This is a genomic window from Streptomyces sp. NPDC017940 (assembly GCF_044328435.1).
Classification (GTDB): Bacteria; Actinomycetota; Actinomycetes; order Streptomycetales; family Streptomycetaceae; genus Streptomyces.
Map to the genome: position 1 here is coordinate 328,546 of NZ_JBIRHJ010000009.1, position 25,313 is coordinate 353,858.

The following is a 25,313-nucleotide window of genomic DNA, read 5'->3' on the forward strand; positions in this document are numbered from 1 at the left end:
TACGCGAAGGAGACAGGCAGATGTCCGGCCACTCTAAATGGGCTACGACGAAGCACAAGAAGGCCGTGATCGACGCCAAGCGCGGCAAGCTCTTCGCGAAGCTGATCAAGAACATCGAGGTCGCGGCGCGGACCGGCGGAGCGGACGTCGAGGGCAACCCGACGCTCTTCGACGCCATCCAGAAGGCCAAGAAGAGCTCGGTCCCGAACAAGAACATCGACTCCGCGGTCAAGCGCGGCGCCGGCCTCGAAGCCGGTGGCGCCGACTACGAGACGATCATGTACGAGGGCTACGGCCCGAACGGCGTCGCGGTGCTCATCGAGTGTCTGACCGACAACCGCAACCGCGCGGCCTCCGACGTGCGCGTCGCGATGACCCGCAACGGCGGCTCCATGGCCGACCCCGGCTCCGTGTCCTACCTCTTCCACCGCAAGGGCGTCGTGATCGTCCCCAAGGGCGAGCTGGGTGAGGACGACGTCCTCGGCGCCGTCCTGGACGCCGGTGCCGAAGAGGTCAACGACCTCGGTGAGTCCTTCGAGGTGCTGAGCGAGGCCACCGACCTGGTCGCGGTGCGCACCGCGCTCCAGGAGGCCGGCATCGACTACGACTCGGCCGACGCCAACTTCGTCCCGACCATGCAGGTCGAGCTGGACGAGGAGGGCGCCCGGAAGATCTTCAAGCTCATCGACGCCCTGGAGGACAGCGACGACGTGCAGAACGTCTTCGCCAACTTCGACGTGTCCGACGACGTCATGGCCAAGGTCGACGCGTAGGCGCTCCGCGGGGCCTCCGCGACGCCGCCGCGGGCCACCCGCGGTCGCTCGGGCAGCTCCCCGCGCCCCTGGGGGACGCGCATGGGCCGACGGGACACACCCCGTCGGCCCATCGCGTTGTCAGAGGGACCCGATAACCTGCACGGACAGGCGATGGGAGGGGTCACGTGCGCGTGCTGGGGGTCGACCCGGGGCTGACCCGGTGCGGTGTGGGGGTCGTCGACGGCGTCGCGGGACGCCCCCTGACCATGCGCGGCGTAGGGGTCGTGCGCACCCCGGCCGACGCCGAGCTGGGCCACCGCCTCGTCGCCATCGAGCAGGGCATCGAGCAGTGGCTCGACGAGCACAGGCCCGAGGTCCTCGCGGTGGAGCGCGTGTTCAGCCAGCACAACGTGCGCACGGTGATGGGCACCGCCCAGGCGAGCGCCGTCGCCATGCTGTGCGCGTCCCGCCGCGGCATCCCCGTCGCCCTGCACACCCCGAGCGAGGTCAAGGCCGCCGTCACCGGCAGCGGCCGCGCGGACAAGGCCCAGGTCGGCGCGATGGTCACCCGCCTGCTCCGCCTGGACGCACCGCCCAAGCCGGCGGACGCCGCCGACGCCCTCGCCCTCGCCATCTCCCACATCTGGCGGGCCCCCGCGCAGAGCCGACTCCAGCAGGCGGTGGCCAAGAACCGCCTGGAGCAGGCCGTGGCCCAGCACGCATCGAAAGGCCGTACCGCATGATCGCCTTTGTCAGCGGCCCCGTCGCCGCACTCGCGCCGGACACCGCGGTGGTCGAGGTCGGCGGCGTCGGCATGGCCGTCCAGTGCACGCCGAACACCCTCTCCACGCTCCGCGTCGGCCAGCAGGCCAAGCTCGCCACCTCCCTGGTCGTACGGGAGGACAGCCTGACGCTGTACGGCTTCGCGGACGACGACGAGCGCCAGACCTTCGAGCTGCTCCAGACCGCGAGCGGCGTCGGCCCGCGCCTGGCCCAGGCCATGCTCGCCGTGCACAGCCCGGACGCCCTGCGCCGCGCGGTCGCCACCGGCGACGAGAAGGCGCTCACCGCCGTGCCCGGCATCGGCAAGAAGGGCGCCCAGAAGCTCCTCCTCGAGTACAAGGACCGCCTCGGCGAGCCCCTCGGCACCGGCGGCCCCGCCATCGGGACGGCCGTCACCGCGGGCTGGCGCGACCAGCTGCACGCCGCCCTGATCGGCCTCGGGTACGCGACGCGCGAGGCCGACGAAGCCGTCGCCGCAGTGACCCCGCAGGCCGAGGCCGCCGAGGGCACCCCCCAGGTGGGGCAGCTCCTGAAGGCCGCGCTCCAGACCCTGAACCGCACGCGCTGAGCCCCACGGCACAAGCGCCCGCCGCCGACCCCGGCACGGCAGGGCGTTCCCTGACGACAGACCGCAGACCCCCGTACGGACGCGAGGCACACACCGCATGAACTGGGACGACACGACCGACGAGGCCGCATCGGGACAGGCCGCGGCCGACGCGGCCGAGCGGCTCGGCGGGGCCGGAGCGGACCGGCCCGGCGGGCAGGAGGCGGAGCGGCTCGTGGGCGCCGCCGCCGACGGCGAGGACCAAGCGGTCGAGGCCGCCCTGCGCCCCAAGGACCTGGGGGAGTTCATCGGCCAGGAGAAGGTCAGGGAGCAGCTCGACCTGGTCCTGCGCGCCGCCCGCGCGCGCGGCGCCACCGCCGACCACGTGCTGCTCTCCGGCGCCCCCGGCCTCGGCAAGACCACCCTCTCGATGATCATCGCCGCCGAGATGGGCGCCCCCATCCGCATCACCAGCGGTCCCGCCATCCAGCACGCGGGTGATCTCGCCGCGATCCTGTCCTCCCTCCAGGAGGGCGAGGTCCTCTTCCTCGACGAGATCCACCGCATGTCGCGGCCCGCCGAGGAGATGCTGTACATGGCCATGGAGGACTTCAGGGTCGACGTCATCGTCGGCAAGGGCCCCGGCGCCACCGCCATCCCGCTCGAACTGCCCCCGTTCACCCTCGTCGGCGCCACCACGCGCGCGGGTCTGCTGCCGCCGCCGCTGCGCGACCGCTTCGGCTTCACGGCGCACATGGAGTTCTACGAACCGGCCGAGCTGGAACGCGTGGTGCACCGCTCCGCGCTCCTGCTCGACGTGGGCATCGACGCCGAGGGCGCCGCCGAGATCGCGGGCCGGTCCCGCGGCACGCCCCGTATCGCCAACCGCCTGCTGCGCCGCGTGCGCGACTACGCGCAGGTCAAGGCGGACGGCGTGATCAACCGCGAGATCGCGGGCGCGGCCCTGAGGGTCTACGAGGTCGACGGCAGGGGGCTCGACCGCCTGGACCGTGCCGTGCTCGAAGCCCTCCTGAAGCTGTTCGGCGGCGGGCCCGTCGGCCTTTCGACCCTCGCTGTCGCGGTGGGGGAGGAGCGTGAGACGGTCGAGGAGGTCGCCGAGCCCTTCCTCGTCAGGGAGGGGCTGCTCGCCCGCACCCCCAGGGGGCGGGTCGCGACGCCCGCGGCGTGGGCCCATCTGGGTCTCGCACCGCCCCGGCAGGGAGCGGGAACTGGACAACAGGACTTGTTCGGGTCGTGACGTGGCGCGCGGCGGCGCGGGGAGTCGCCCCGTCAGGAACTGCGGTGCCATGCTGAGCGTTGTTCGTAAGGCGCGGACTCGCTTAGACTCCGCCGATGCCGCCCTTGTGGGCGGCGCCGCCCACCCCCATCCATCAGGCCGCCCCCTTACGCGGTCGTGCGAAGGAAACTCCGTCCCGTGAATATCGTGACCCTCCTCCCCTTCATCGTGCTCATCGGGGCCATGTTCCTGATGACCCGGTCCGCCAAGAAGAAGCAGCAGGCGGCTGCCCAGATGCGCAGTGACATGACGCCTGGCACCGGCATCCGCACGATCGGAGGCATGTACGCCACCGTCAAGGAGGTCCACGACGACGCGGTCCTCCTCGAGGTGGCCCCCGGCGTCCACGCGGTGTACGCGAAGAACTCCATCGGCGCCGTCCTCGACGACGACGAGTACAACCGCATCGTGCACGGTGCGGAGGACGAGTCGGCCCCCGACGACGCCCCGGTGGTCCCGGACGACGCCTCCTCCCTCACCGAGACCGGTCACCGCGCCGACGCCCCGGACTCTTCGGACGACTCGCGCATCGACCTCGGCAAGGACCTCGGCAAGAAGGACGCGGCCGTCGAGGCCCCCGAGGCCGCCGACGCAGAGCCGAAGAAGACCGACGGCGAGTCCGGCGCGAAGTAGTCACGGCCGGGGGACCGGCGTGCGCCCGCTCGCGCACCACCACCCCCGCCCAGGTGATTTCGCGCCGCGTCTCGACACAACTTCATGGCCGCCCGCCCGGGTCCCCTCCACACAGGCCTCCGCTCAGCGCAGGTGATGGGGAGGCACCCCTGAGGCCGGACGGTTGGACAGGGAGAACGAGAAGGTGGCAGCACCCAAGAAGGGCCGCAAGCAGGCCGCCCAGGGGAAACCGGGCCGCACCCTGGTCCTGATCATGATCGCCCTGGTGGCGCTCACCGGAGGGATGTTCCTCTCCGGGCACACGACGCCCCGTCTCGGCATCGACCTCGCCGGTGGTACGAGCATCACGCTCGAGGCGAAGAACGAGCCGGGCCAGAAGAACGCGATCAACCAGACCAACCTGAACACGGCCGTTGACATCATCAACAACCGTGTCAACGGTCTGGGTGTCTCCGAAGCCGAGGTGCAGACCCAGGGCGACCGGAACATCATCGTCAACATTCCCAAGGGCACCAACGCCAAACAGGCGCGTGAGCAGGTCGGCACGACCGCACAGCTCTACTTCCGGCCCGTCCTGGCCCAGCAGCCGAGCACCGGCGCCGCCGACAAGCCGGCGCCCAAGCCGTCGGACTCCGGCAAGGACAAGTCAGGCGGCGACAAGTCCAAGGACGGCGACAAGCCCAAGGCAGGCGACGAGCCCAAGGAGGAGGCGACCTCGCCGAGTGGGACGCCGACGACCCAGGGCCGCTCCGTCACCGACGCCCTGAAGGCCGACGCCACCCCCACGCCCGACGCCAAGGACGACCCGGCCAAGGACAAGAAGGACGACGGCAAGAAGGACCCGTCGCCCCCTCCCTCCGGCGACCCCACGGCGCAGCTCCAGGAGCAGTTCGCCAAGCTCGACTGCACCGACAAGAAGGCCCGCGCGAAGGTCAAGGAGGGCGTCAAGCCCTCCGACCCGGTCGTGGCCTGCGGTGAGAACAAGAACGGCTGGGACAAGTTCATCCTCGGACCCTCCGAGGTCAACGGCAAGGAGGTCGATGACGCCAAGGCCGTCTACGACACCCAGGGTGCCGCTGGCTGGAAGGTCACGATGAACTTCTCCAAGACGGGCACGAAGCAGTTCGCGGACATCACCGGCAAGCTCGCCAGCAAGCAGCCGCCGCAGAACGAGTTCGGCATCGTCATGGACGGCGAGGTCGTCTCCGCCCCGTACGTCAGCCAGGCGCTGACCACCGGCGACGCCGAGATCTCCGGCAGCTTCTCCCAGGACGAGGCCAAGGACCTGGCCAACATCCTGTCGTACGGCGCGCTCCCGCTGACCTTCAAGGAGCAGAGCGTCACCACGGTCAGCGCGGCCCTGGGCGGCGAGCAGCTGCGGGCCGGCATGATCGCCGGTGCCATCGGCCTCGCGCTCGTCATCATCTACCTGGTGGCGTACTACCGCGGTCTCGCGCTCATCGCCATCGCCTCCCTCTTCGTCTCCGCGGCGCTGACGTACACGATCATGACGCTGCTCGGCCCGACGATTAAGTTCGCGCTGAACCTGCCCGCGGTCTGTGGCGCCATCGTCGCCATCGGTATCACCGCCGACTCGTTCATCGTCTACTTCGAGCGCATAAGGGACGAGGTCCGCGAGGGCCGTACGCTGCGGCCCGCCGTCGAGCGCGCCTGGCCGCGGGCGCGGCGCACCATCCTGGTCTCCGACTTCGTGTCGTTCCTCGCCGCCGCGGTGCTGTTCATCGTCACGGTCGGCAAGGTCCAGGGCTTCGCGTTCACGCTCGGTCTGACGACGCTCCTCGACGTCGTGGTGGTGTTCTTCTTCACCAAGCCACTGATGACGATCATGGCTCGCAAGAAGTTCTTCGCGGGCGGCGGCAAGTGGTCCGGCCTCGACCCGAAGCGTCTCGGCGCCAAGCCGCCGCTGCGCCGATCGCGCCCCAGCGGACCGACCCTCCCCGTCGACTCGACCACCCCGAAGGAGGCGTGAGATGTCGAAACTGGGAGATCTCGGCGCCAAGCTCTACCGCGGCGAGGTCGGCTACGACTTCGTCGGCAAGCGCAAGATCTGGTACGGCATCTCGATCCTGATCACCATCACGGCCATCGTCGGCCTGGCGGTGCGCGGCCTGAACATGGGCATCGAGTTCGAGGGCGGCGCCGTCTTCAACACGCCGAAGACCAGCGTGTCCGTCTCCAAGGCCGACGAGATCGCCGAGGAGGCCTCCGGGCACGACGCGATCGTGCAGAAGCTCGGCAACGACACCCTGCGCATCCAGATCGCCGGCGTGGACACCGCCAAGTCCGACCGCATCAAGGCCGAGCTCGCCAAGGAGCTCGACATAAAGGCCGACGACATCAACGCCGACCTGGTGGGTCCGAGCTGGGGTGAGCAGATCGCCAACAAGGCCTGGCAGGGCCTGGCGATCTTCATGGTCCTGGTGGTGATCTATCTGGCGATCGCCTTCGAGTGGCGGATGGCGCTCGCGGCCCTGATCGCCCTCATCCACGACATCACCATCACCGTGGGTGTGTACGCCCTGGTCGGCTTCGAGGTCACACCGGGCACGGTGATCGGTCTGCTGACCATCCTCGGCTATTCGCTGTACGACACGGTCGTGGTCTTCGACAGCCTCAAGGAGCAGTCGAAGGACCTCGCCAAGCAGACCCGCTTCACCTACAGCGAGGTCGCCAACCGCTCGATCAACAGCACCCTGGTGCGGTCCATCAACACCACGGTCGTGGCGCTGTTGCCGGTCGCGGGGCTGCTGTTCATCGGCGGCGGCTTCCTCGGCGCGGGCATGCTGAACGACATCTCGCTCTCGCTGTTCGTCGGCCTCGCCGCGGGCGCGTACTCCTCGATCTTCATCGCGACCCCGCTGGTCGCCGATTTCAAGGAGACCGAGCCGCAGATGAAGGCGCTCAAGAAGCGGGTGCTCGCCAAGCGCAGGGCGGCCGCCGCCAAGGGCGAGTCCGCCGAGACCCCGGAGTTCGCGGGCGACGACGGCCTGGACGAGGAGTCCGGGGACGCGGCGCCCGCCGTGGTCGGACCCCGCTCGGGTCCGCGTTCCCAGCCCACCCGTAACCGCGGCCGCGGCCGCCCGTCGGGGAAGCGCCGATGACCGAGCTCGCCGACCCCAGCGCGCTCCTGCGCAGCCGCATCCGTGACGTACCGGACTACCCCGAGCCCGGTGTGATGTTCAAGGACATCACGCCGCTGCTCGCGGACCCGGTGGCGTTCACGGCGCTGACCGAGGCGCTCGCGGGGATCAGCGTGCGCTCGGGGGCCACGAAGGTCGTCGGTCTGGAGGCGCGGGGCTTCATCCTGGCGGCCCCGGTCGCCGTGCGCGCCGGGCTCGGCTTCATCCCCGTACGCAAGGCGGGCAAGCTCCCCGGAGCGACCCTCAGCCAGGCCTACGACCTGGAGTACGGCAGCGCCGAGATCGAGGTGCACGCCGAGGACCTGGCCGCCGGTGACCGTGTCATGGTCATCGACGACGTCCTGGCCACCGGCGGCACCGCGGAGGCCTCGCTGCGGCTGATCCGCCGCGCCGGGGCCGAGGTGGCCGGTGTCGCCGTACTGATGGAGCTCGGCTTCCTCGGCGGCAGACAGCGGCTGGTTCCCGCCCTGGACGGTGCCCCTCTGGAGGCGCTGCTCACGGTCTGACAAGCACACGGGACGGTGGGACGGGAGGGGCGTCGCGCGGGCGGCGCCCCGCCCCCCGGCAGCACGCGGAGGCGGGTCCGGCGGAATCCGGCACCCGCCTCCGGTGTTTCTCCAGTACGGAGGCGTCCCACCGGCCGAGGGCGAGCCATCGACCCAGGATCGATACCATGGACACTTCGGGGCCTGACCGAGGACCCGATCGCGCACAGGGAGCGCTCTTGCCAGACGAGTCCCAGCCACTTGCCACCGCCAAGTCCGCCCAGCAGGCCGAGCGGGCCGCGGCGCCCGCCCCCGCGCCCGCGGAGAAGGCGCCGGGCGCGCCCGGCGGGACGTCCGCGCAGGGCGAGCAGGCGGCGCGGTCGACCGAGGAGCCCCGCCCCGCGCCCGGAACCGAGCCCCGGCCGTCCGCGCAGGGCCCGGCCGCACCCCCCGCGGAGGCGACCCGGGCCGCACCGCCCGCCGGTCCCGCCAGGACCACGCCACCGGCCCACCCGGCGCCGCCGGTCCGCCAGACCCCTCCGGTGCGCGCGACTCCCGCGAAGCCACCCGCCACCGGCAAGCCGGAGCGCTCCGGCTCATCGAACCGGGTACGGGCCCGCCTCGCCCGCCTCGGCGTCCAGCGCTCCAACCCGTACAACCCGGTCCTGGAGCCGCTGCTCCGCATAGTGCGCAGCAACGACGCGAAGATCGAGACCGCCACCCTCCGCCAGATCGAGCGGGCCTACCAGGTCGCCGAGCGCTGGCACCGCGGCCAGAAGCGCAAGAGCGGCGACCCGTACATCACGCACCCGCTCGCCGTGACCACGATCCTCGCCGAGCTCGGCATGGACCCCGCGACCCTGATGGCGGGCCTCCTCCACGACACCGTCGAGGACACCGAGTACGGCCTGGACACCCTGCGCCGCGACTTCGGTGACCAGGTGGCCCTGCTCGTCGACGGCGTCACCAAGCTGGACAAGGTCAAGTTCGGCGAGGCCGCGCAGGCCGAGACCGTGCGCAAGATGGTCGTCGCCATGGCCAAGGACCCCCGCGTCCTGGTCATCAAGCTCGCCGACCGCCTGCACAACATGCGCACGATGCGCTACCTCAAGCGCGAGAAGCAGGAGAAGAAGGCCCGCGAGACCCTGGAGATCTACGCTCCGCTGGCGCACCGCCTGGGCATGAACACCATCAAGTGGGAGCTGGAGGACCTCGCCTTCGCGATCCTCTACCCCAAGATGTACGACGAGATCGTGCGGCTCGTCGCCGAGCGCGCGCCCAAGCGCGACGAGTATCTGGCCATAGTGACCGACGAGGTCCAGGCCGACCTGCGCGCCGCCCGCATCAAGGCCACCGTCACGGGACGGCCGAAGCACTACTACAGCGTCTACCAGAAGATGATCGTCCGCGGCCGTGACTTCGCGGAGATCTACGACCTGGTGGGCATCCGCGTCCTCGTGGACACCGTCCGCGACTGCTACGCGGCCCTCGGCACCGTCCACGCGCGCTGGAACCCGGTCCCCGGCCGGTTCAAGGACTACATCGCGATGCCGAAGTTCAACATGTACCAGTCGCTCCACACGACGGTCATCGGCCCCAACGGCAAGCCCGTCGAATTGCAGATCCGCACGTTCGACATGCACCGCCGCGCCGAGTACGGCATCGCCGCGCACTGGAAGTACAAGCAGGAGGCCGTCGCCGGCGCCTCCAAGGTGCGCACCGACGTGCCGAGGAAGTCCGGTGGCAAGGACGACCACCTCAACGACATGGCGTGGCTGCGCCAGCTCCTCGACTGGCAGAAGGAGACCGAGGACCCCAGCGAGTTCCTGGAGTCGCTGCGCTTCGACCTGTCGCGCAACGAGGTCTTCGTCTTCACCCCCAAGGGCGACGTCATCGCACTGCCCGCGGGCGCGACCCCGGTCGACTTCTCGTACGCGGTGCACACCGAGGTCGGCCACCGCACCATAGGGGCCCGGGTCAACGGCAGGCTCGTACCGCTCGAATCGACCCTGGACAACGGCGATCTCGTGGAGGTCTTCACCTCCAAGGCCGCGGGCGCGGGTCCCTCCCGCGACTGGCTCGGCTTCGTCAAGTCGCCGCGGGCGCGCAACAAGATCCGTGCCTGGTTCTCCAAGGAGCGCCGCGAGGAGGCCATCGAGCAGGGCAAGGACGCCATCGCGCGCGCCATGCGCAAGCAGAACCTGCCGATCCAGCGCATCCTCACCGGCGACTCCCTCGTCACCCTCGCCCACGAGATGCGCTACCCCGACATCTCCTCGCTGTACGCGGCGATCGGCGAGGGCCACGTCACCGCGCAGTCCGTCGTGCAGAAGCTCGTCCAGGCGCTCGGCGGCGAGGAGGCCGCCAACGAGGACATCGCCGAGAGCACACCGCCCTCGCGCAGCCGCTCCAAGCGCCGTTCGAGCGCCGACCCCGGAGTCGTCGTCAAGGGCGTGGAGGACGTGTGGGTCAAGCTCGCACGCTGCTGTACGCCGGTGCCCGGCGACCCCATCATCGGCTTCGTCACGCGCGGCAGCGGTGTGTCGGTGCACCGCAGCGACTGTGTGAACGTGGACTCGCTGTCCCGTGAGCCCGAGCGCATCCTCGAGGTGGAGTGGGCGCCCACGCAGTCCTCGGTGTTCCTCGTCGCCATACAGGTGGAGGCCCTCGACCGCTCGCGGCTCCTGTCGGACGTCACGCGCATCCTCTCGGACCAGCACGTGAACATCCTCTCGGCGGCCGTGCAGACCTCCCGCGACCGCGTCGCCACCTCCCGCTTCACCTTCGAGATGGGCGACCCCAAGCACCTGGGGCACGTGCTCAAGGCGGTCAGGGGAGTGGAGGGCGTGTACGACGTGTACCGGGTGACGTCGGCGCGACGGCCCTGACCCACCCGCGGAGCCGGAGCCGGCGTGGCCCGCACCGCACGAACTGAGGGGCTTGCGTACGCACCGTACGCAAGCCCCTCAGCAGGTGGCCCTGTCGGCTGCTAGCCGCCGAACTCGTGCAGGCCCTTGAGAGCCTGGTCCAGAAGCGCCTGACGGCCGTCGAGCTCCCTCTGGAGCTTGTCCGCCTTGGAGTTGTTGCCCGCGGCGCGCGCCGCCTCGATCTGGCCCCGGAGCTTGTCGACGGCGGCCTGGAGCTGGCCCGTGAGGCCCTCGGCGCGAGCCCGTGCCTCCGGGTTCGTCCGGCGCCACTCGGCCTCCTCGGACTCCTGGAGCGCCCGCTCCACCGCGTGCATCCGGCCCTCGACCTTCGGGCGGGCGTCACGCGGGACGTGACCGATGGCCTCCCAGCGCTCGTTGAGGGTCCTGAAGGCCGCGCGGGCCGCCTTCAGATCCGTCACCGGGACGAGCTTCTCGGCCTCCTCGGCCAGCTCCTCCTTCAGCTTCAGGTTCTCCGACTGCTCGGCGTCGCGCTCCGCGAACACCGCGCTGCGGGCGGCGAAGAAGACGTCCTGGGCACCGCGGAAGCGGTTCCACAGGTCGTCCTCGTGCTCGCGCTGGGCACGGCCCGCGGCCTTCCAGTCGGACATCAGCTCGCGGTACCGCGCGGCCGTGGGGCCCCAGTCCGTCGAGCCCGAGAGCCCCTCGGCCTCGGCGACCAGCTTCTCCTTGGCCTTGCGGGCGTCCTCGCGCTGCGCGTCGAGCGAGGCGAAGTGGGCCTTGCGGCGCTTGGAGAACGCCGAGCGGGCGTGCGAGAAGCGGTGCCAGAGCTCGTCGTCGGACTTCCGGTCCAGGCGCGGCAGGCCCTTCCAGGTGTCCACCAGGGCCCGCAGCCGCTCGCCGGCCGCACGCCACTGCTCGCTCTGCGCCAGCTCCTCGGCCTCGGCGACCAGGGCCTCCTTGGAGTGCCGTGCCTCGTCCGACTGCTTGGCCTTCTGGGCCTTGCGCTCCTCACGGCGCGCCTCGACGGTCTCCACCAGCTTGTCCAGCCGCTTGCCGAGGGCGTCGAGGTCGCCGACGGCGTGCGCCTCGTCGACCTGCTGGCGCAGGTGGTCGATGGCGGTCGTCGCGTCCTTCGCCGACAGATCGGTCGTCTTCACCCGGCGCTCGAGAAGTCCGATCTCGACGACCAGACCGTCGTACTTGCGCTCGAAATAGGCCAGGGCCTCGTCCGGAGATCCTGCCTGCCACGAACCGACCACTCGCTCGCCGTCGGCCGTACGCACGTACACGGTCCCCGTCTCGTCGACGCGGCCCCACGGGTCGCTGCTCACAGCGCCTCCTCCACATGATGCCTGCGCAGGGCCACGGGCCCCCGGCATCGTCCACAGTTTCGTCACCGCCAACATAGGCGACCGGCGGGGATGCTGTCCGCATCCAGCGCGGGCGAACTTCACCCGCGGGCGGTCAGGACCTGCGGACGGTGGCCTTGTCGATGACGACCGTCGCGTTCGGGGTGCCGTCGCCCTGCCCACTGCTCTCACCCGCGGCGGCGATCTTCTTCAGCACCTTCATGCCGTCGTCGGAGACCGTTCCGAACGGCGTGTAGTCGGGCGGCAGCTTGCTGTCCTGGTAGACGAGGAAGAACTGGCTGCCGCCGGTGTCACGGCCCTGCTTCTTCTGCGCGTTGTACCGGTTGGCCATGGCGACCGTGCCCGCGGGGTAGACGCCGCCGCGCAGCCGCTCGTCCTTGAGGTTCTCGTCCGGAAGGGAGTACCCGGGGTCGCCCTCGCCGGTGCCCTTGGGGTCGCCGCACTGCAAGACGTTGACGTTGCCCGCGGTGAGCCGGTGGCACGTGGTGTGGTCCAGGTAGCCCTTGCCGACCAGGAAGTCGAACGAGTTGACGGTGCGCGGGGCCTTGGCCGCGTCCAGGTCGATGCCGATGTCGCCGCACGTGGTGCTCAGCTTCATCGCGTACGAAGCCGACTTGTCGACGGTGAGCGCCGGCTCCTTCTTGAAGCTCATCGGCTTGACCTTGCCCGGTGCCGCCTTCCGGCAGGGGTCCTCGGGCTTGCTCGGCGTCGCCTCGGGCGCCGCGTCGTCCTTCGTCGAGCCGCCGTCGTCGAAGGCGCCGGCGGCGTACGAGACCGCTCCGCCCGCCACGACCACCGCGAGCGCACCCGCGATCACCGCGTTGCGCATCCGCCGGCGGCGCTGAGCGGCCTCCCGCCGCTCCTGCTGCCGCAAGAACTTCTCCCGCGCGAGCTGCTTGCGCCGCTGTTCCTGGCTGACCACCGGGGGACTCCTCGTGCGTCTCGTCGTACGTCTCGGTACGTCTGGGCTGGCCCCGTACGGTATACGGGTTGGCTGTGGAAACGGCAGCGCCGGTAGGCTCTGATCCGCCGCAGTCCACGCTGCCGGCTCCACCGGACGGCACCGCCACCTCCACCGGACGACGAACGAAGGACGATCGTGCTCATTGCCGGGTTTCCCGCCGGGGCCTGGGGCACCAACTGCTACCTGGTAGCCCCCGCCGCGGGCGAGGAGTGCGTGATCATCGACCCGGGGCATCAGGCCACCGAGGGAGTCGAGGAAGCGCTCAGGAAGCATCGGCTCAAGCCCGTCGCCGTCATCCTCACGCACGGCCACATCGACCACGTCGCCTCGGTCGTGCCGGTCTGCGGCGCGCACGACGTCCCCGCGTGGATCCACCCCGATGACCGGTACATGATGAGCGACCCCGAGAAGGCGCTCGGCCGCTCCATCGGGATGCCGCTCATGGGCGAGCTGACGATCGGGGAGCCCGACGACGTGCGGGAGCTGAGGGACGGGTCCCGTTTGGAGCTGGCCGGACTCGACTTCTCCGTCGCGCACGCGCCGGGGCATACGAAGGGGTCGGTGACGTTCAGGATGCCCGAGGCCGCCGACATTCCGTCGGTCTTCTTCTCGGGGGACCTGTTGTTCGCCGGCTCCATCGGACGCACCGATCTGCCCGGCGGATCGCACCGCGAGATCCTCGAGTCGCTCGGCCGCGTGTGCCTGCCGCTCGACGACTCGACCGTGGTGCTGTCGGGCCACGGCCCCCAGACGACCATCGGCCAGGAGCGCGCCACCAACCCGTATCTGCGGCAGGTGGCCGCCGGCCCGGGCGCGGACGGCACGTCCGCCCCACGACGAGGAATGTGACGAGAGAACCCCCAGTGAGCACCTTCAAGGCCCCCAAGGGCACCTACGACCTGCTGCCGCCGGACTCCGCGACCTATCTCGCGGTACGCGACGCCATCGCGACGCCGCTGCGCGACTCCGGATACGGCTACGTCGAGACGCCCGGCTTCGAGAACGTCGAGCTCTTCGCGCGCGGTGTCGGTGAGTCCACCGACATCGTCAACAAGGAGATGTACGCCTTCACCACGCGCGGGGGCGACCAGCTCGCCCTGCGCCCCGAAGGCACCGCCTCCGTGCTGCGCGCCGCCCTCGAAGGCAACCTGCACAAGTCGGGCAACCTCCCGGTCAAGCTCTGGTACTCGGGCTCGTACTACCGCTACGAGCGTCCGCAGAAGGGTCGCTACCGCCACTTCTCGCAGGTCGGCGCGGAGGCCATCGGCGCCGAGGACCCGGCGCTCGACGCCGAGCTGATCATCCTCGCCGACCAGGCGTACCGCTCCCTCGGCCTGAAGGACTTCCGCATCCTGCTGAACTCCCTCGGCGACAAGGAGTGCCGTCCCGTCTACCGCGCCGCCCTCCAGGACTTCCTGCGCGGACTCGACCTGGACGAGGAGACACGTCGGCGTATCGACATCAACCCGCTGCGCGTCCTCGACGACAAGCGCGCCGAGGTGCAGAAGCAGCTGGTGGGCGCGCCCATGCTGCGCGACTACCTGTGCGACGCCTGCAAGGACTACCACGAGCAGGTGCGTGAGCTACTGACCGCGCAGGGCGTCCGCTACGAGGACGACACCAAGCTGGTCCGCGGCCTCGACTACTACACGCGTACCACCTTCGAGTTCGTCCACGACGGCCTGGGCTCGCAGTCCGCGGTCGGCGGCGGCGGGCGCTACGACGGCCTCTCCGAGATGATCGGCGGCCCCGCGCTGCCGTCCGTGGGATGGGCGCTCGGCGTCGACCGCACGGTGCTCGCCCTGGAGGCCGAGGGCGTCGCGCTCGACCTGCCCGCGGCCACCAGTGTGTTCGCGGTGCCCCTCGGCGACGAGGCGCGGCGGGTGCTCTTCGCCAAGGTGACGGAGCTGCGCCGGGCCGGGATCGCCGCGGACTTCTCCTACGGCGGCAAGGGGCTCAAGGGTGCCATGAAGAACGCGAACCGCAGCGGCGCGCGCTATGCCGTCGTCGCCGGTGAGCGCGACCTCGCCGAGGGCGTCGTCCAGCTCAAGGACATGGAGTCCGGGGAGCAGGAGGCGCTTGCGGTGGAGGAGTTCGTCGCGGTCCTCAAGGACAGGCTGAAGCGCGCCTAGCGGGGCGACTTCCTCGACTGGTGGGGGCGGGGTCTTTGTGCCCGCCTCGTCATGGCATCCAGCGTCCCGTCCCGGCGGACGCCGCGGGAGAACCGTTCGTACCTGTGTGTCCACCGAACGGTGGACACACAGGTACGTACGGCACAATGTCCCTGCCCGCAGGCCACCCACGAGCGACGGAACGGCGTGATGAGCAAAACGATGTCAGTGCAGGACGGTGCCGAGGCCGGCGACGACCGTACGGACGCCCCCGGGGCGGTCGGCGGCAGCCGGGGGCTCGCGCTGTTGCTGGTGATCACCGGTGCGGCCGGACTGCTCGCCTCCTGGATCATCACGCTCGACAAGTTCGAGCTCCTGAAGGACCCGAACTTCCAGCCGGGATGCAGCATCAACCCGGTCGTCGCCTGCGGCAGCATCATGAAGAGCGACCAGGCGGAGGCGTTCGGCTTCCCGAACCCGATGCTGGGCCTCGCGGCGTACGCCGTCGTCATCTGCGTCGGCGTGAGCCTGCTCGGCCGGGCCCGCTTCCCGCGCTGGTACTGGCTGACGCTCAACGCGGGCACGCTCTTCGGCGTGGGCTTCTGCACCTGGCTGCAATTCCAGTCGCTCTACCGCATCAACGCCCTGTGCCTGTGGTGCTGCCTCGCGTGGGTCGCCACGATCCTGATGTTCTGGTACGTCACGTCCTTCAACGTCCGCCACGGCTTCCTGCCCGCGCCGGGCTGGCTGAAGACCTTCTTCGAGGACTTCACGTGGGCGCTTCCGGTCATGCACGTCGGCGTCATCGCGATGCTGATCTTCACGCGCTGGGGCTCCGACCTCTGGATCTGAGGCGCCGGGCCCGTTCCGAGGCCCGGAGCCGGTTGTCAGTGGGGTGGCATAGGGTTTTCGACGTGGAGCCCGACCTGTTCACCGCCGCAGCAGAGGACCGCCAGGAGAAGGACCCGTCCGCGAGTCCGCTGGCCGTCCGCATGCGTCCGCGCACGCTCGAAGAAGTAGTCGGCCAGCAGCATCTGCTGCGGCCGGGTTCACCGTTGCGCCGCCTCGTCGGCGAGGGCGGCGGCGGCCCCGCCGGGCCCTCGTCGGTGTTCCTGTGGGGCCCGCCCGGCATCGGCAAGACCACCCTGGCGTACGTGGTCTCCAAGGCGACGAACAAGCGCTTCGTGGAGCTCTCCGCGATCACCGCGGGCGTCAAGGAGGTCCGCGCGGTCATCGACGGCGCCCGCCGCGCCATGGGCGGCCACGGCAAGGAGACCGTCCTCTTCCTCGACGAGATCCACCGCTTCAGCAAGGCCCAGCAGGACTCCCTGCTGCCCGCCGTCGAGAACCGCTGGGTGACCCTGATCGCGGCCACCACGGAGAACCCGTACTTCTCGGTGATCTCCCCCCTCCTGTCCCGCTCCCTGCTGCTCACGCTCGAACCGCTCACGGACGACGACCTGCGCGGCCTCCTGGAGCGTGCCCTCACCGAGGAGCGCGGCCTCGGCGGCGCCGTCACGCTGCCCGACGAGGCGCGGGAGCACATCCTGCGGATCGCGGGCGGCGACGCACGGCGCGCGCTCACCGCCCTGGAGGCGGGCGCGGGCTCGGCACTCGCCAAGGGCGAGCAGGAGATCACCCTCCAGACCCTGGAGGAGTCGGTCGACCGGGCTGCCGTGAAGTACGACCGCGCGGGCGACCAGCACTACGACGTCGCGAGCGCCCTGATCAAGTCCATCCGCGGCTCGGACGTCGACGCCGCCCTGCACTATCTGGCCCGCATGATCGAGGCGGGCGAGGACCCGCGGTTCATCGCCCGGCGCCTGATGATCTCCGCAAGCGAGGACATCGGCCTCGCCGACCCCACGGCCCTGCCCACCGCCGTCGCCGCCGCCCAGGCCGTCGCGATGATCGGCTTCCCCGAGGCCGCCCTGACCCTCAGCCACGCCACGATCGCCCTCGCCCTGGCGCCGAAGTCGAACGCCGCGACGACGGCCATCGGCGCCGCCCTGGAGGACGTCCGCAAGGGCCACGCGGGCCCCGTCCCGCTCCACCTGCGCGACGGCCACTACAAGGGCGCGGCCAAGCTCGGCCACGCCCAGGGCTATGTGTATCCGCACGACCTCCCCGAAGGCATCGCCGCCCAGGAGTACGCCCCCGAAGCCCTGCGGGACCGCGAGTACTACACCCCCACCCGGCACGGCGCCGAGGCGCGGTACGCCGACGCCGTCGAGTGGACGAGGAAGCACCTCGGTCGCAAGCGGTCCTGAGCGCCCTGTAGAATCCCTCGGAGCGCTGCGTCCCGTGTCCGGTCCCGTACCGGCACCACCAGAACGGGACATCCAGCCGGAGCCCCGGCCCCCGGGCGGGGAGCTCCAGGAGCGTCGCGCGCCGTCGAAGGTGTCGCGGGCAGCCCACCACCCTCCCGGATTCCCGGGAATCGGCCGGTGGGCCACTCGCGTGCTGCACATAGTGCCCAGACCAGGGAGCGGCTGCCGGGCCCGTCCGCAGGGACGAGTCGGGTTTCCCAGGCTGCGGATGCGACCTCCCCTAACCCTGGTGAAGCCGATTTCGTACAGAAGAGCAGAGGTGTTTGGTTCATGCCGAACCAGTCCCGCCCCAAGGTCAAGAAGTCGCGTGCGCTCGGCATCGCGCTGACCCCGAAGGCCGTCAAGTACTTCGAGGCCCGCCCCTACCCGCCGGGCGAGCACGGCCGCGGCCGCAAGCAGAACTCGGACTACAAGGTCCGTCTGCTGGAGAAGCAGCGTCTGCGCGCGCAGTACGACGTGTCCGAGCGTCAGCTCGTCCGCGCCTACGAGCGTGCCGCCAAGACCCAGGGCAAGACCGGTGAGGCCCTGGTGATCGAGCTGGAGCGTCGTCTCGACGCCCTGGTCCTGCGTTCGGGCATCGCCCGCACCATCTACCAGGCCCGCCAGATGGTCGTCCACGGCCACATCGAGGTCAACGGCCAGAAGGTCGACAAGCCGTCCTTCCGCGTCAAGCCGGACGACGTCGTCATGGTCCGCGAGCGCAGCCGTCAGAAGCCGCTGTTCGAGGTCGCCCGCGAGGGTGGCTTCGCCGCCGACGGCGAGACCCCGCGCTACCTCCAGGTGAACCTCAAGGCCCTGGCCTTCCGCCTGGACCGCGAGCCGAACCGCAAGGAGATCCCCGTGATCTGCGACGAGCAGCTCGTCGTCGAGTACTACGCCCGCTGACCCGGACGTAGCCTCACCCGGCTCAGCCCGTCGTCCCCCCGCCCCGTGTGGCCGGGGAGACGGCGGGTTCGCGCGTTTCCGGAGGCCCGCAGAGGCGGGCACCTCGCGCCCACCGGTGCGCGTGCGGTAATGCGGGTACGGAGCCGGGGCCCCGGCGCGATAGGGTCGGAGGACGACTTTTCGACGTCCGGTGACCCTGGATTCCAGGGCGATGTCTCAGGGAGCGGTGCGCAGTGTCCGGTGGAGAGGTGGCCGGGATCCTGGTGGCCGTCTTCTGGGCGATTCTGGTCTCCTTCCTGGCCGTGGCGCTGGCGAGGCTGGCACAGACGCTCAGGGCGACCACCAAGCTCGTGGCGGACGTGACCGAACAGGCAGTGCCCCTGCTGGCCGACGCCTCCACGGCGGTGCGCTCCGCCCAGACCCAGATCGACCGCGTGGACGCCATCGCGACGGACGTCCAGGAAGTCACGTCGAACGCGTCGGCGCTGTCCACGACCGTGGCGTCCACCTTCGGCGGCCCCCTGGTCAAGGTCGCGGCCTTCGGCTACGGCGTGCGCCGGGCCCTCGGTCGCAAGGAAGAGCCCGCCAAGCCGTCCCGTCGGACGGTGGTCGTGGGCCGCACTCTCCCGTCCGCACGGCGGGGCAAGCGGAAGAAGGACTGACGCAGCGATGTTCCGCCGTACTTTCTGGTTCACCGCGGGCGCGGCCGCCGGCGTGTGGGCCACCACCAAGGTCAACCGCAAGCTGAAGCAGCTGACCCCCGAAAGTCTCGCCGCGCGGGCCGGCGACAAGGCGGTCGAGGCCGGTCACCGGCTCAAGGACTTCGCGCTCGACGTCCGCGACGGCATGGCACAGCGGGAGGCGGAGCTCGACGAGGCCCTCGGTCTGAACGCCCCGGTCGAGCCCGAACTGCCCGGCAGGCGCTTCGCCGTCGTCGAGCACCACACCGAGAAGAAACCGAAGTACCTGGAGAGCGCCGCGTACCCGAGGGACGCCGCGAACCCGACGTACTCGAACAACCGGAATGAGGACCACTGATGGAGTCGGCTGAAATCCGCCGCCGCTGGCTGAGCTTCTTCGAGGAGCGCGGGCACACCGTCGTCCCTTCGGCGTCGCTCATCGCGGACGACCCGACTCTGCTCCTGGTCCCCGCGGGCATGGTCCCCTTCAAGCCCTACTTCCTGGGTGAGGTCAAGCCGCCCGCCCCGCGCGTCACCAGCGTGCAGAAGTGCGTGCGTACGCCGGACATCGAAGAGGTCGGCAAGACCACCCGGCACGGCACGTTCTTCCAGATGTGCGGCAACTTCTCCTTCGGGGACTACTTCAAGGAAGGCGCCATCAAGCTGGCCTGGGAGCTGCTCACCGGCTCCGTGGCCGACGGTGGCTACGGCCTCGACCCGGAACGCCTGTGGATCACCGTCTACCTCGACGACGACGAGGCCGAGCGGATCTGGCACGAGGTGGTCGGCGTCCCCAAGGAGCGCATCCAGCGCCTGGGCAAGAAGGACAACTTCTGGTCCATGGGCGTCCCCGGGCCCTGCGGTCCCTGCTCCGAGATCAACTACGACCGCGGTCCCGAGTTCGGCGAGGAGGGCGGCCCCGCCGTCAACGACGAGCGCTACGTGGAGATCTGGAACCTGGTCTTCATGCAGTACGAGCGCGGTGCGGGTGACGGCAAGGAGGACTTCCCGATCCTCGGCGACCTGCCGTCGAAGAACATCGACACCGGCCTGGGTCTCGAACGTCTCGCCATGATCTTGCAGGACGTGCAGAACATGTACGAGACCGACACCCTGCGCGTCGTCATGGACAAGGCCACCGAGCTGACCGGCGTGCGCTACGGCGCCGCCCACGGCTCGGACGTCTCCCTGCGCGTGGTCGCCGACCACATCCGCACGTCCACCATGCTCATCGGCGACGGCGTCACGCCCGGCAACGAGGGCCGCGGCTACGTCCTGCGCCGCATCATGCGCCGCGCGATCCGCAACATGCGTCTCATGGGCGCCACCGGTCCCGTCGTCGCCGACCTCATCGACGTCGTCGTGGAGACGATGGGGCAGCAGTACCCGGAGCTCATCACCGACCGCAAGCGCACCGAGACGGTCGCCCTCGCCGAGGAGGCCGCCTTCCTGAAGGCCCTCAAGGGCGGCACGAACATCCTCGACACCGCGGTCACCGAGACCAAGGCCGCCGGCGGCCGGGTCCTCTCCGGCGACAAGGCGTTCCTGCTGCACGACACCTGGGGCTTCCCCATCGACCTCACCCTGGAGATGGCCGCCGAGCAGGGCCTCGCCGTGGACGAGGACGGCTTCCGGCGCCTGATGAAGGAGCAGCGGGACCGCGCCAAGGCCGACGCCAGGGCCAAGAAGACCGGTCACGCCGACCTCGGCGCCTACCGGGAGATCGCCGACAACGCCGGAGCCACCGACTTCACGGGCTACTCGGCCACCGAGAACGAGGCCGTGATCGTCGGCCTGCTCGTCGACGGCGTGTCCTCGCCCGCCGCCACCGAGGGCGACGAGGTCGAGATCGTCCTCGACCGCACCCCGTTCTACGCCGAGGGCGGCGGCCAGATCGGCGACACCGGCCGCATCCGCCTCGACAGCGGTGCCGTCGTCGACATCCGCGACGTCCAGAAGCCGGTGCCCGGCGTGCACGTCCACAAGGGCGTCGTCCAGGTCGGCGAGATCACCGTCGGCGCCCCGGTGTGGGCCTCGATCGACGCCCACCGCCGCCGTGCCATCGCCCGCGCCCACTCCGCCACGCACCTCACGCACCAGGCGCTGCGCGACGCGCTCGGCCCGACGGCCGCGCAGGCCGGTTCCGAGAACCAGCCCGGTCGCTTCCGGTTCGACTTCGGTTCGCCGTCGGCCGTGCCCACGACCGTCATGACGGACGTCGAGCAGAAGATCAACGACGTGCTCACCCGGGAGCTCGACGTCCAGGCCGAGGTCATGTCGATCGACGAGGCCAAGAAGCAGGGCGCCATCGCCGAGTTCGGCGAGAAGTACGGCGAGCGCGTGCGCGTCGTGACCATCGGCGACTTCTCCAAGGAGCTGTGCGGCGGCACGCACGTGCACAACACCGCCCAACTCGGCCTGGTGAAGCTGCTCGGCGAGTCCTCCATCGGCTCCGGCGTGCGGCGCATCGAGGCCCTGGTCGGCGTCGACGCCTACAACTTCCTCGCCAAGGAGCACACGGTCGTCGCCCAGCTCCAGGAGCTGGTCAAGGGCCGCCCCGAGGAGCTGCCCGAGAAGATCTCCGGCATGCTCGCCAAGCTGAAGGACGCCGAGAAGGAGATCGAGAAGTTCCGCGCGGAGAAGGTCCTCCAGGCCGCCGCGGGCCTCGCCCAGGGCGCCAAGGACGTGCGCGGCGTCGCTCTGGTCACCGGCCAGGTCCCGGACGGCACCGGCGCCGACGACCTGCGCAAGCTGGTCCTCGATGTGCGCGGCCGCCTCGACCAGGCGTCGGGGGCGAGCGACCGCCCGGTGGTCGTGGCCCTGTTCAGCTCGGCCAACGGCCGTCCGCTGACGGTCATCGCCACCAACGAGAGCGCCCGCGAGCGCGGCCTGAAGGCCGGTGACCTGGTCCGCACCGCCGCCAAGACCCTCGGTGGCGGTGGCGGCGGCAAGCCGGACGTCGCCCAGGGCGGCGGTCAGAACGTGGCCGCCGTCGGTGACGCGGTCGCCGCCGTCGAGCGTCTCGTCGCCGAGACGGCCTGAGGCCCGCACCGATGTCCGACAGCATCCGGCGCGGGCGCAGGCTCGCGATCGACGTCGGGGACGCCCGGATCGGGGTCGCCTCGTGCGACCCCGACGGGATCCTCGCCACGCCGGTGGAGACCGTGCCGGGACGCGATGTCCCGGCCGCCCACCGGCGGCTGCGGCAACTCGTCGAGGAGTACGAGCCGATCGAGGTCGTCGTCGGGCTCCCGCGCTCCCTCAAGGGGGGCGAGGGCCCGGCCGCCGTCAAGGTCCGCGGCTTCGCACAGGAGCTCGCCGTCGGGATCGCGCCCGTTCCGGTGAGGCTCGTGGACGAGAGGATGACCACAGTGACGGCGAGTCAGAGCCTGCGCGCCTCCGGTGTGAAGTCCAAAAAGGGCAGGTCTGTCATCGATCAGGCGGCAGCCGTGGTGATTCTCCAGCAGGCACTGGAGTCCGAACGGGCGTCAGGCAGGGCTCCCGGCGAGGGCGTCGAAGTGGTCATCTGATCGCGATACGGTAACGTGCCGCGCGATGCGGCGGCGTTCGAACAGCCGCCGCACGGCATCAAGAGGCGGAACGGTTGCCCTGACATCCAGCCGGTGGCCCCCGCCTCGCGGCTCGTAGGGGATCGATGACTGAGTATGGCCGGGGCCCAGGCTCCGAACCGTGGCATCCCGAGGACCCGTTGTACGGGGACGGCGGATGGGGAGGACAGCAGGCCGCCGGCCAGTCCCCCTACGGCGGCCAGGGGCAGCACCACCCTCAGGACCCGCAGCACTCTCAGCAGCCTCAGCAGTCGCACCCCCAGCAGTCGCACCACGACCAGCACCAGCAGCAAGCGCAGCACCAGCAGCAGCAAGCACAGCAGCACATGCAGCAACAGCAGCAGGCTCCGTACGGCGACTGGGCCACCGGCCATCAGCCGGGTCACGACCAGCAGCAATACGGTCAGCAGAGCCACGCCCAGGCCCCGGGCGCGCAGGGCGCCCCGGCCGCCCAGTACGGCGGAAGCGGCCAGGCGCAGGACGGCGGCTGGGACAGCGGGCAGCACGGACAGGTTCCCTACGGCGGTGATCCGGCGGACCCCTACGGCGGGCAGCCCGCGGCCTACTCCGAAGAGCGCCCCGACTACTACGCCACGGAGGACGCCTACCCGCCGCCCGAGCCGCCGGGCCGCCGTCGCCGCACCCCCGAGCCGGAGCCTGAGACGGGCTGGGACCCCGGGCCTGACCAGGGGGAACACGCCTTCTTCAGCGGCGATGACGACGACGCCGACGACTCCGACGAGCCCGGGCGCGGTGGCGGCCGCGGTGACCGGCGCGGGCGCGGCGGCAAGAAGCAGCGGAAGCAGCGCAACGGCTGCGCCTGCCTGGTGGTGGCGGTGGTCTTCGCCGGTGGACTCGGCGGCGTCGGCTATTTCGGCTACCAGTTCTACCAGGATCGCTTCGGCACGGCGCCGGACTTCTCGGGTGACGGCAGCGGCACGGCCACGGTCGCCATCGACAAGGGCTCCGGCGGTTATGTCATCGGCCAGAAACTCAAGGAGGCAGGGGTCGTCAAGAGCGTCGACGCCTTTGTCTCCGCACAGGGCAAGAACCCGGACGGACAGAAGCTCCAGGCGGGCGTCTACACCCTGAAGAAGCAGATGTCCGCGGCGTCCGCGCTCGAATTGATGCTCAGCCCCAAGAGCCGTAACAACCTCATTATTCCGGAAGGCAAACGGAATATCTGGGTGTACGAGCAGATCGACGAGCGGCTGAAACTCCAGAAGGGCGCCACCAAGGACATCGCCCGCAAGCAGTGGCGGAACCTGGGCCTGCCCAAGTGGGCGTCCGACAACATCGGCAGCGAGGTCAAGGACCCGCTCGAGGGCTTCCTCTACCCCTCCAGCTACCCCGTCGCCAAGGGCCAGAAGCCCGAGGAGGTCCTGCGCAAGATGGTGGCCGAGGCCACCACCAGGTACGACGCGATGGGCGTTGAGGAGCAGGCCGAGCAGCTGAACCTGGAGAACCCGCTCCAGGTCGTCACGGTGGCCAGCCTCGTGCAGGCCGAGGGCAAGTACAAGCACGACTTCGAGAAGGTCGCGACGGTCGTCTACAACCGCCTGAAGCCCGGCAACACCGAGACCTACGGCCTCCTGGACTTCGACTCGACGGTCAACTACCTGAAGGGCCAGTCCAAGCTGGCCATCGGCTCCGTCGACCAGCTGCGTCAGCTGAAGGACCCGTACAACACGTACAAGATCAAGGGTCTGCCGCCCGGACCCATCGGCAACCCGGGTGCGGTCGCGATCAAGTCCGCGCTGAATCCGGAGAAGGGCGACTGGTACTACTTCGTGTCCGTCAGCGAGGACGAGACGCTCTTCGCGGAGACGAACGAGGAGCAGAACCGGAACCGCGAGAAGTACGAGAAGAACCTCGAGGAACAGAAGGGTCAATGAGCGCGCAGCAGCGCCGAGCGGCCGTGCTCGGCTCTCCCATCGCCCACTCGCTCTCACCGGTGCTGCACCGCGCCGCGTACGGGGCCCTGGGTCTGGACGACTGGTCGTACGACCGTTTCGAGATCGACGAGGCGGGGCTGCCCGCGTTCTTCGGGCGGCTCGGCCCCGAGTGGGCCGGTCTCTCCCTGACCATGCCGCTCAAGCGGGCGGTGATCCCGCTCCTCGACGAGGTCAGCGGGACCGCGGCCGCGGTCGAGGCCGTGAACACCGTCGTGTGCGCGGCGGACGGCCGGCGCGTCGGTGACAACACCGACATCCCCGGCATGGTCGCCGCCCTGCGGGAACGCGGGATCGAACAGGTCGAGTCCGCGGCGATCCTCGGCGCCGGCGCCACGGCGTCCTCCGCGCTCGCCGCGCTCGCCCGGATCTGCACCGGCGAGGTGGTCGCCTACGTACGCAGCGAGGCCCGCGCCGCCGAGATGCGGCAGTGGGGCGAGCGGCTCGACGTCGAGGTGCGCGTCGCCGACTGGGCGGACGCCGAGCGGGCACTGCACGCTCCGCTGGTCGTCGCCACCACCCCGGCCGGCGCCACGGACGCCCTGTCCCACGTCGTGCCGGAGCGCCCCGCCACCCTCTTCGACGTCCTCTACGACCCCTGGCCCACCGAACTCGCGGCCCGGTGGTCGGCGTACGGCGGTGCCGTCGTCAGCGGACTCGACCTGCTCGTCCACCAGGCGGTGCTCCAGGTCGAGCAGATGACGGGCCGCGCGCCGGGCCCCCTCGACGCGATGCGGAAGGCCGGGGAGCGGGCGCTCGCGGAGCGCTGAGCAGGCGGCACGGTCGGCGCCGGGCCGCTCGGCGGAATGTCCGGGGCGGCTCCCGGGGGCCGCTCGGGGAGCCGTGCCCGGCCCGCGGCAGCCCGTGCCGTCTGCGCTTTTGCCCGTCCGTCAGGTGGACCGG

General features: G+C 70.5%; 22 protein-coding genes. 20 read left to right on the forward strand and 2 right to left on the reverse strand.

The genetic code is table 11. The features are described from left to right. Positions 1 to 20: 20 nt before the first annotated feature. The 9 genes from ACH4DX_RS30045 (at position 21) to ACH4DX_RS30085 (ending at position 10,549) form a co-directional block, all read left to right on the forward strand. Positions 21 to 773, forward strand: coding sequence for a YebC/PmpR family DNA-binding transcriptional regulator (locus ACH4DX_RS30045; RefSeq protein ID WP_398121784.1), 753 nt, complete (start codon positions 21 to 23; stop codon positions 771 to 773). A gap of 167 nt (positions 774 to 940) precedes the next feature. Further along, positions 941 to 1,498, forward strand: a complete 558-nt coding sequence (gene ruvC, locus ACH4DX_RS30050) for a crossover junction endodeoxyribonuclease RuvC (protein ID WP_398157435.1) — start codon at positions 941 to 943, stop codon at positions 1,496 to 1,498. After that, entirely contained in the window at positions 1,495 to 2,106 is a 612-nt protein-coding gene (gene ruvA / locus ACH4DX_RS30055) for a Holliday junction branch migration protein RuvA (RefSeq protein ID WP_398121786.1), read from the forward strand. The genes ruvC and ruvA overlap by 4 nt, the downstream gene beginning before the upstream one ends. Before the next feature lie 97 nt (positions 2,107 to 2,203). Further along, entirely contained in the window at positions 2,204 to 3,343 is a 1,140-nt protein-coding gene (gene ruvB, locus ACH4DX_RS30060) for a Holliday junction branch migration DNA helicase RuvB (protein ID WP_398157436.1), read from the forward strand. 177 nt (positions 3,344 to 3,520) lie between these two features. Continuing rightward, positions 3,521 to 4,015, forward strand: a complete 495-nt coding sequence (gene yajC / locus ACH4DX_RS30065) for a preprotein translocase subunit YajC (RefSeq protein ID WP_398121788.1) — start codon at positions 3,521 to 3,523, stop codon at positions 4,013 to 4,015. Positions 4,016 to 4,199: 184 nt separating this feature from the next. Further along, on the forward strand, positions 4,200 to 6,005 hold the full coding sequence (gene secD / locus ACH4DX_RS30070; RefSeq protein WP_398157437.1) for a protein translocase subunit SecD: 1,806 nt from the start codon (positions 4,200 to 4,202) through the stop codon (positions 6,003 to 6,005). Between the two features lies 1 nt (position 6,006). Then, the gene (gene secF, locus ACH4DX_RS30075; RefSeq protein WP_398157438.1) at positions 6,007 to 7,137 is read left to right on the forward strand and encodes a protein translocase subunit SecF; all 1,131 of its coding nucleotides are present in this window, start codon (positions 6,007 to 6,009) and stop codon (positions 7,135 to 7,137) included. Then, positions 7,134 to 7,682 carry an adenine phosphoribosyltransferase gene (locus tag ACH4DX_RS30080; RefSeq protein WP_398121791.1) on the forward strand — a complete coding sequence of 183 codons (549 nt, stop codon included), beginning with the start codon at positions 7,134 to 7,136 and terminating at the stop codon, positions 7,680 to 7,682. Before secF ends, ACH4DX_RS30080 begins: the two co-directional genes overlap by 4 nt. Before the next feature lie 218 nt (positions 7,683 to 7,900). Next, on the forward strand, positions 7,901 to 10,549 hold the full coding sequence (locus ACH4DX_RS30085) for a RelA/SpoT family protein (RefSeq protein WP_398121792.1): 2,649 nt from the start codon (positions 7,901 to 7,903) through the stop codon (positions 10,547 to 10,549). Positions 10,550 to 10,650: 101 nt separating this feature from the next. Here the strand turns inward: ACH4DX_RS30085 and ACH4DX_RS30090 are convergent, their stop codons facing one another. Then, positions 10,651 to 11,880, reverse strand: a complete 1,230-nt coding sequence (locus ACH4DX_RS30090; protein WP_398157439.1) for a DUF349 domain-containing protein — start codon at positions 11,878 to 11,880, stop codon at positions 10,651 to 10,653. Positions 11,881 to 12,013: 133 nt separating this feature from the next. Next, the gene (locus ACH4DX_RS30095; protein ID WP_398157440.1) at positions 12,014 to 12,841 is read right to left on the reverse strand and encodes a peptidylprolyl isomerase; all 828 of its coding nucleotides are present in this window, start codon (positions 12,839 to 12,841) and stop codon (positions 12,014 to 12,016) included. 177 nt (positions 12,842 to 13,018) lie between these two features. Between ACH4DX_RS30095 and ACH4DX_RS30100 the strand changes: the two genes are divergently transcribed. The 11 genes from ACH4DX_RS30100 (at position 13,019) to ACH4DX_RS30150 (ending at position 25,180) form a co-directional block, all read left to right on the forward strand. Next, positions 13,019 to 13,732, forward strand: coding sequence for an MBL fold metallo-hydrolase (locus tag ACH4DX_RS30100; protein WP_398121795.1), 714 nt, complete (start codon positions 13,019 to 13,021; stop codon positions 13,730 to 13,732). Between the two features lie 14 nt (positions 13,733 to 13,746). After that, the gene (gene hisS / locus ACH4DX_RS30105) at positions 13,747 to 15,015 is read left to right on the forward strand and encodes a histidine--tRNA ligase (RefSeq protein WP_398121796.1); all 1,269 of its coding nucleotides are present in this window, start codon (positions 13,747 to 13,749) and stop codon (positions 15,013 to 15,015) included. Positions 15,016 to 15,216: 201 nt separating this feature from the next. Continuing rightward, positions 15,217 to 15,846: a vitamin K epoxide reductase family protein gene (locus ACH4DX_RS30110; protein WP_398121797.1), complete on the forward strand. Its 630-nt coding sequence runs from the start codon at positions 15,217 to 15,219 to the stop codon at positions 15,844 to 15,846. Positions 15,847 to 15,908: 62 nt separating this feature from the next. Continuing rightward, a complete protein-coding gene (locus tag ACH4DX_RS30115; protein WP_398157441.1) occupies positions 15,909 to 17,264 on the forward strand; it encodes a replication-associated recombination protein A in 1,356 nt (451 codons plus the stop codon). Positions 17,265 to 17,594: 330 nt separating this feature from the next. Next, entirely contained in the window at positions 17,595 to 18,209 is a 615-nt protein-coding gene (rpsD, locus tag ACH4DX_RS30120) for a 30S ribosomal protein S4 (protein ID WP_030360491.1), read from the forward strand. A 233-nt stretch (positions 18,210 to 18,442) separates the two neighbouring features. Continuing rightward, positions 18,443 to 18,871 (forward strand): DUF948 domain-containing protein, encoded by a 429-nt coding sequence (locus ACH4DX_RS30125; protein ID WP_030560468.1) that lies wholly within the window; start codon positions 18,443 to 18,445, stop codon positions 18,869 to 18,871. A 7-nt stretch (positions 18,872 to 18,878) separates the two neighbouring features. Beyond that, complete coding sequence (locus tag ACH4DX_RS30130; protein WP_398157442.1) at positions 18,879 to 19,247, forward strand: DUF6167 family protein; 369 nt, start codon at positions 18,879 to 18,881, stop codon at positions 19,245 to 19,247. Beyond that, positions 19,247 to 21,931: an alanine--tRNA ligase gene (gene alaS, locus ACH4DX_RS30135; RefSeq protein WP_398157443.1), complete on the forward strand. Its 2,685-nt coding sequence runs from the start codon at positions 19,247 to 19,249 to the stop codon at positions 21,929 to 21,931. The genes ACH4DX_RS30130 and alaS overlap by 1 nt, the downstream gene beginning before the upstream one ends. Positions 21,932 to 21,954: 23 nt before the next feature. Then, the gene (ruvX, locus tag ACH4DX_RS30140) at positions 21,955 to 22,419 is read left to right on the forward strand and encodes a Holliday junction resolvase RuvX (RefSeq protein WP_398121905.1); all 465 of its coding nucleotides are present in this window, start codon (positions 21,955 to 21,957) and stop codon (positions 22,417 to 22,419) included. A gap of 125 nt (positions 22,420 to 22,544) precedes the next feature. Further along, positions 22,545 to 24,353, forward strand: a complete 1,809-nt coding sequence (mltG, locus tag ACH4DX_RS30145; RefSeq protein ID WP_398157444.1) for an endolytic transglycosylase MltG — start codon at positions 22,545 to 22,547, stop codon at positions 24,351 to 24,353. Beyond that, complete coding sequence (locus tag ACH4DX_RS30150; protein ID WP_398157445.1) at positions 24,350 to 25,180, forward strand: shikimate dehydrogenase; 831 nt, start codon at positions 24,350 to 24,352, stop codon at positions 25,178 to 25,180. The genes mltG and ACH4DX_RS30150 overlap by 4 nt, the downstream gene beginning before the upstream one ends. The last annotated feature ends 133 nt before the right edge of the window (positions 25,181 to 25,313 follow it).

Excerpts from the sequence above, each read along its gene's own strand:
- ACH4DX_RS30045 (WP_398121784.1), top strand. The coding sequence starts at position 21 with ATGTCCGGCCACTCTAAATGGGCTACGACGAAGCACAAGAAGGCCGTG.
- ruvA (WP_398121786.1), top strand. The coding sequence starts at position 1,495 with ATGATCGCCTTTGTCAGCGGCCCCGTCGCCGCACTCGCGCCGGACACC.
- ruvB (WP_398157436.1), top strand. The coding sequence starts at position 2,204 with ATGAACTGGGACGACACGACCGACGAGGCCGCATCGGGACAGGCCGCG.
- secF (WP_398157438.1), top strand. The coding sequence starts at position 6,007 with ATGTCGAAACTGGGAGATCTCGGCGCCAAGCTCTACCGCGGCGAGGTC.
- ACH4DX_RS30080 (WP_398121791.1), top strand. The coding sequence starts at position 7,134 with ATGACCGAGCTCGCCGACCCCAGCGCGCTCCTGCGCAGCCGCATCCGT.
- ACH4DX_RS30110 (WP_398121797.1), top strand. The coding sequence starts at position 15,217 with ATGTCAGTGCAGGACGGTGCCGAGGCCGGCGACGACCGTACGGACGCC.
- rpsD (WP_030360491.1), top strand. The coding sequence starts at position 17,595 with ATGCCGAACCAGTCCCGCCCCAAGGTCAAGAAGTCGCGTGCGCTCGGC.
- ACH4DX_RS30130 (WP_398157442.1), top strand. The coding sequence starts at position 18,879 with ATGTTCCGCCGTACTTTCTGGTTCACCGCGGGCGCGGCCGCCGGCGTG.
- alaS (WP_398157443.1), top strand. The coding sequence starts at position 19,247 with ATGGAGTCGGCTGAAATCCGCCGCCGCTGGCTGAGCTTCTTCGAGGAG.
- mltG (WP_398157444.1), top strand. The coding sequence starts at position 22,545 with ATGACTGAGTATGGCCGGGGCCCAGGCTCCGAACCGTGGCATCCCGAG.
- ACH4DX_RS30150 (WP_398157445.1), top strand. The coding sequence starts at position 24,350 with ATGAGCGCGCAGCAGCGCCGAGCGGCCGTGCTCGGCTCTCCCATCGCC.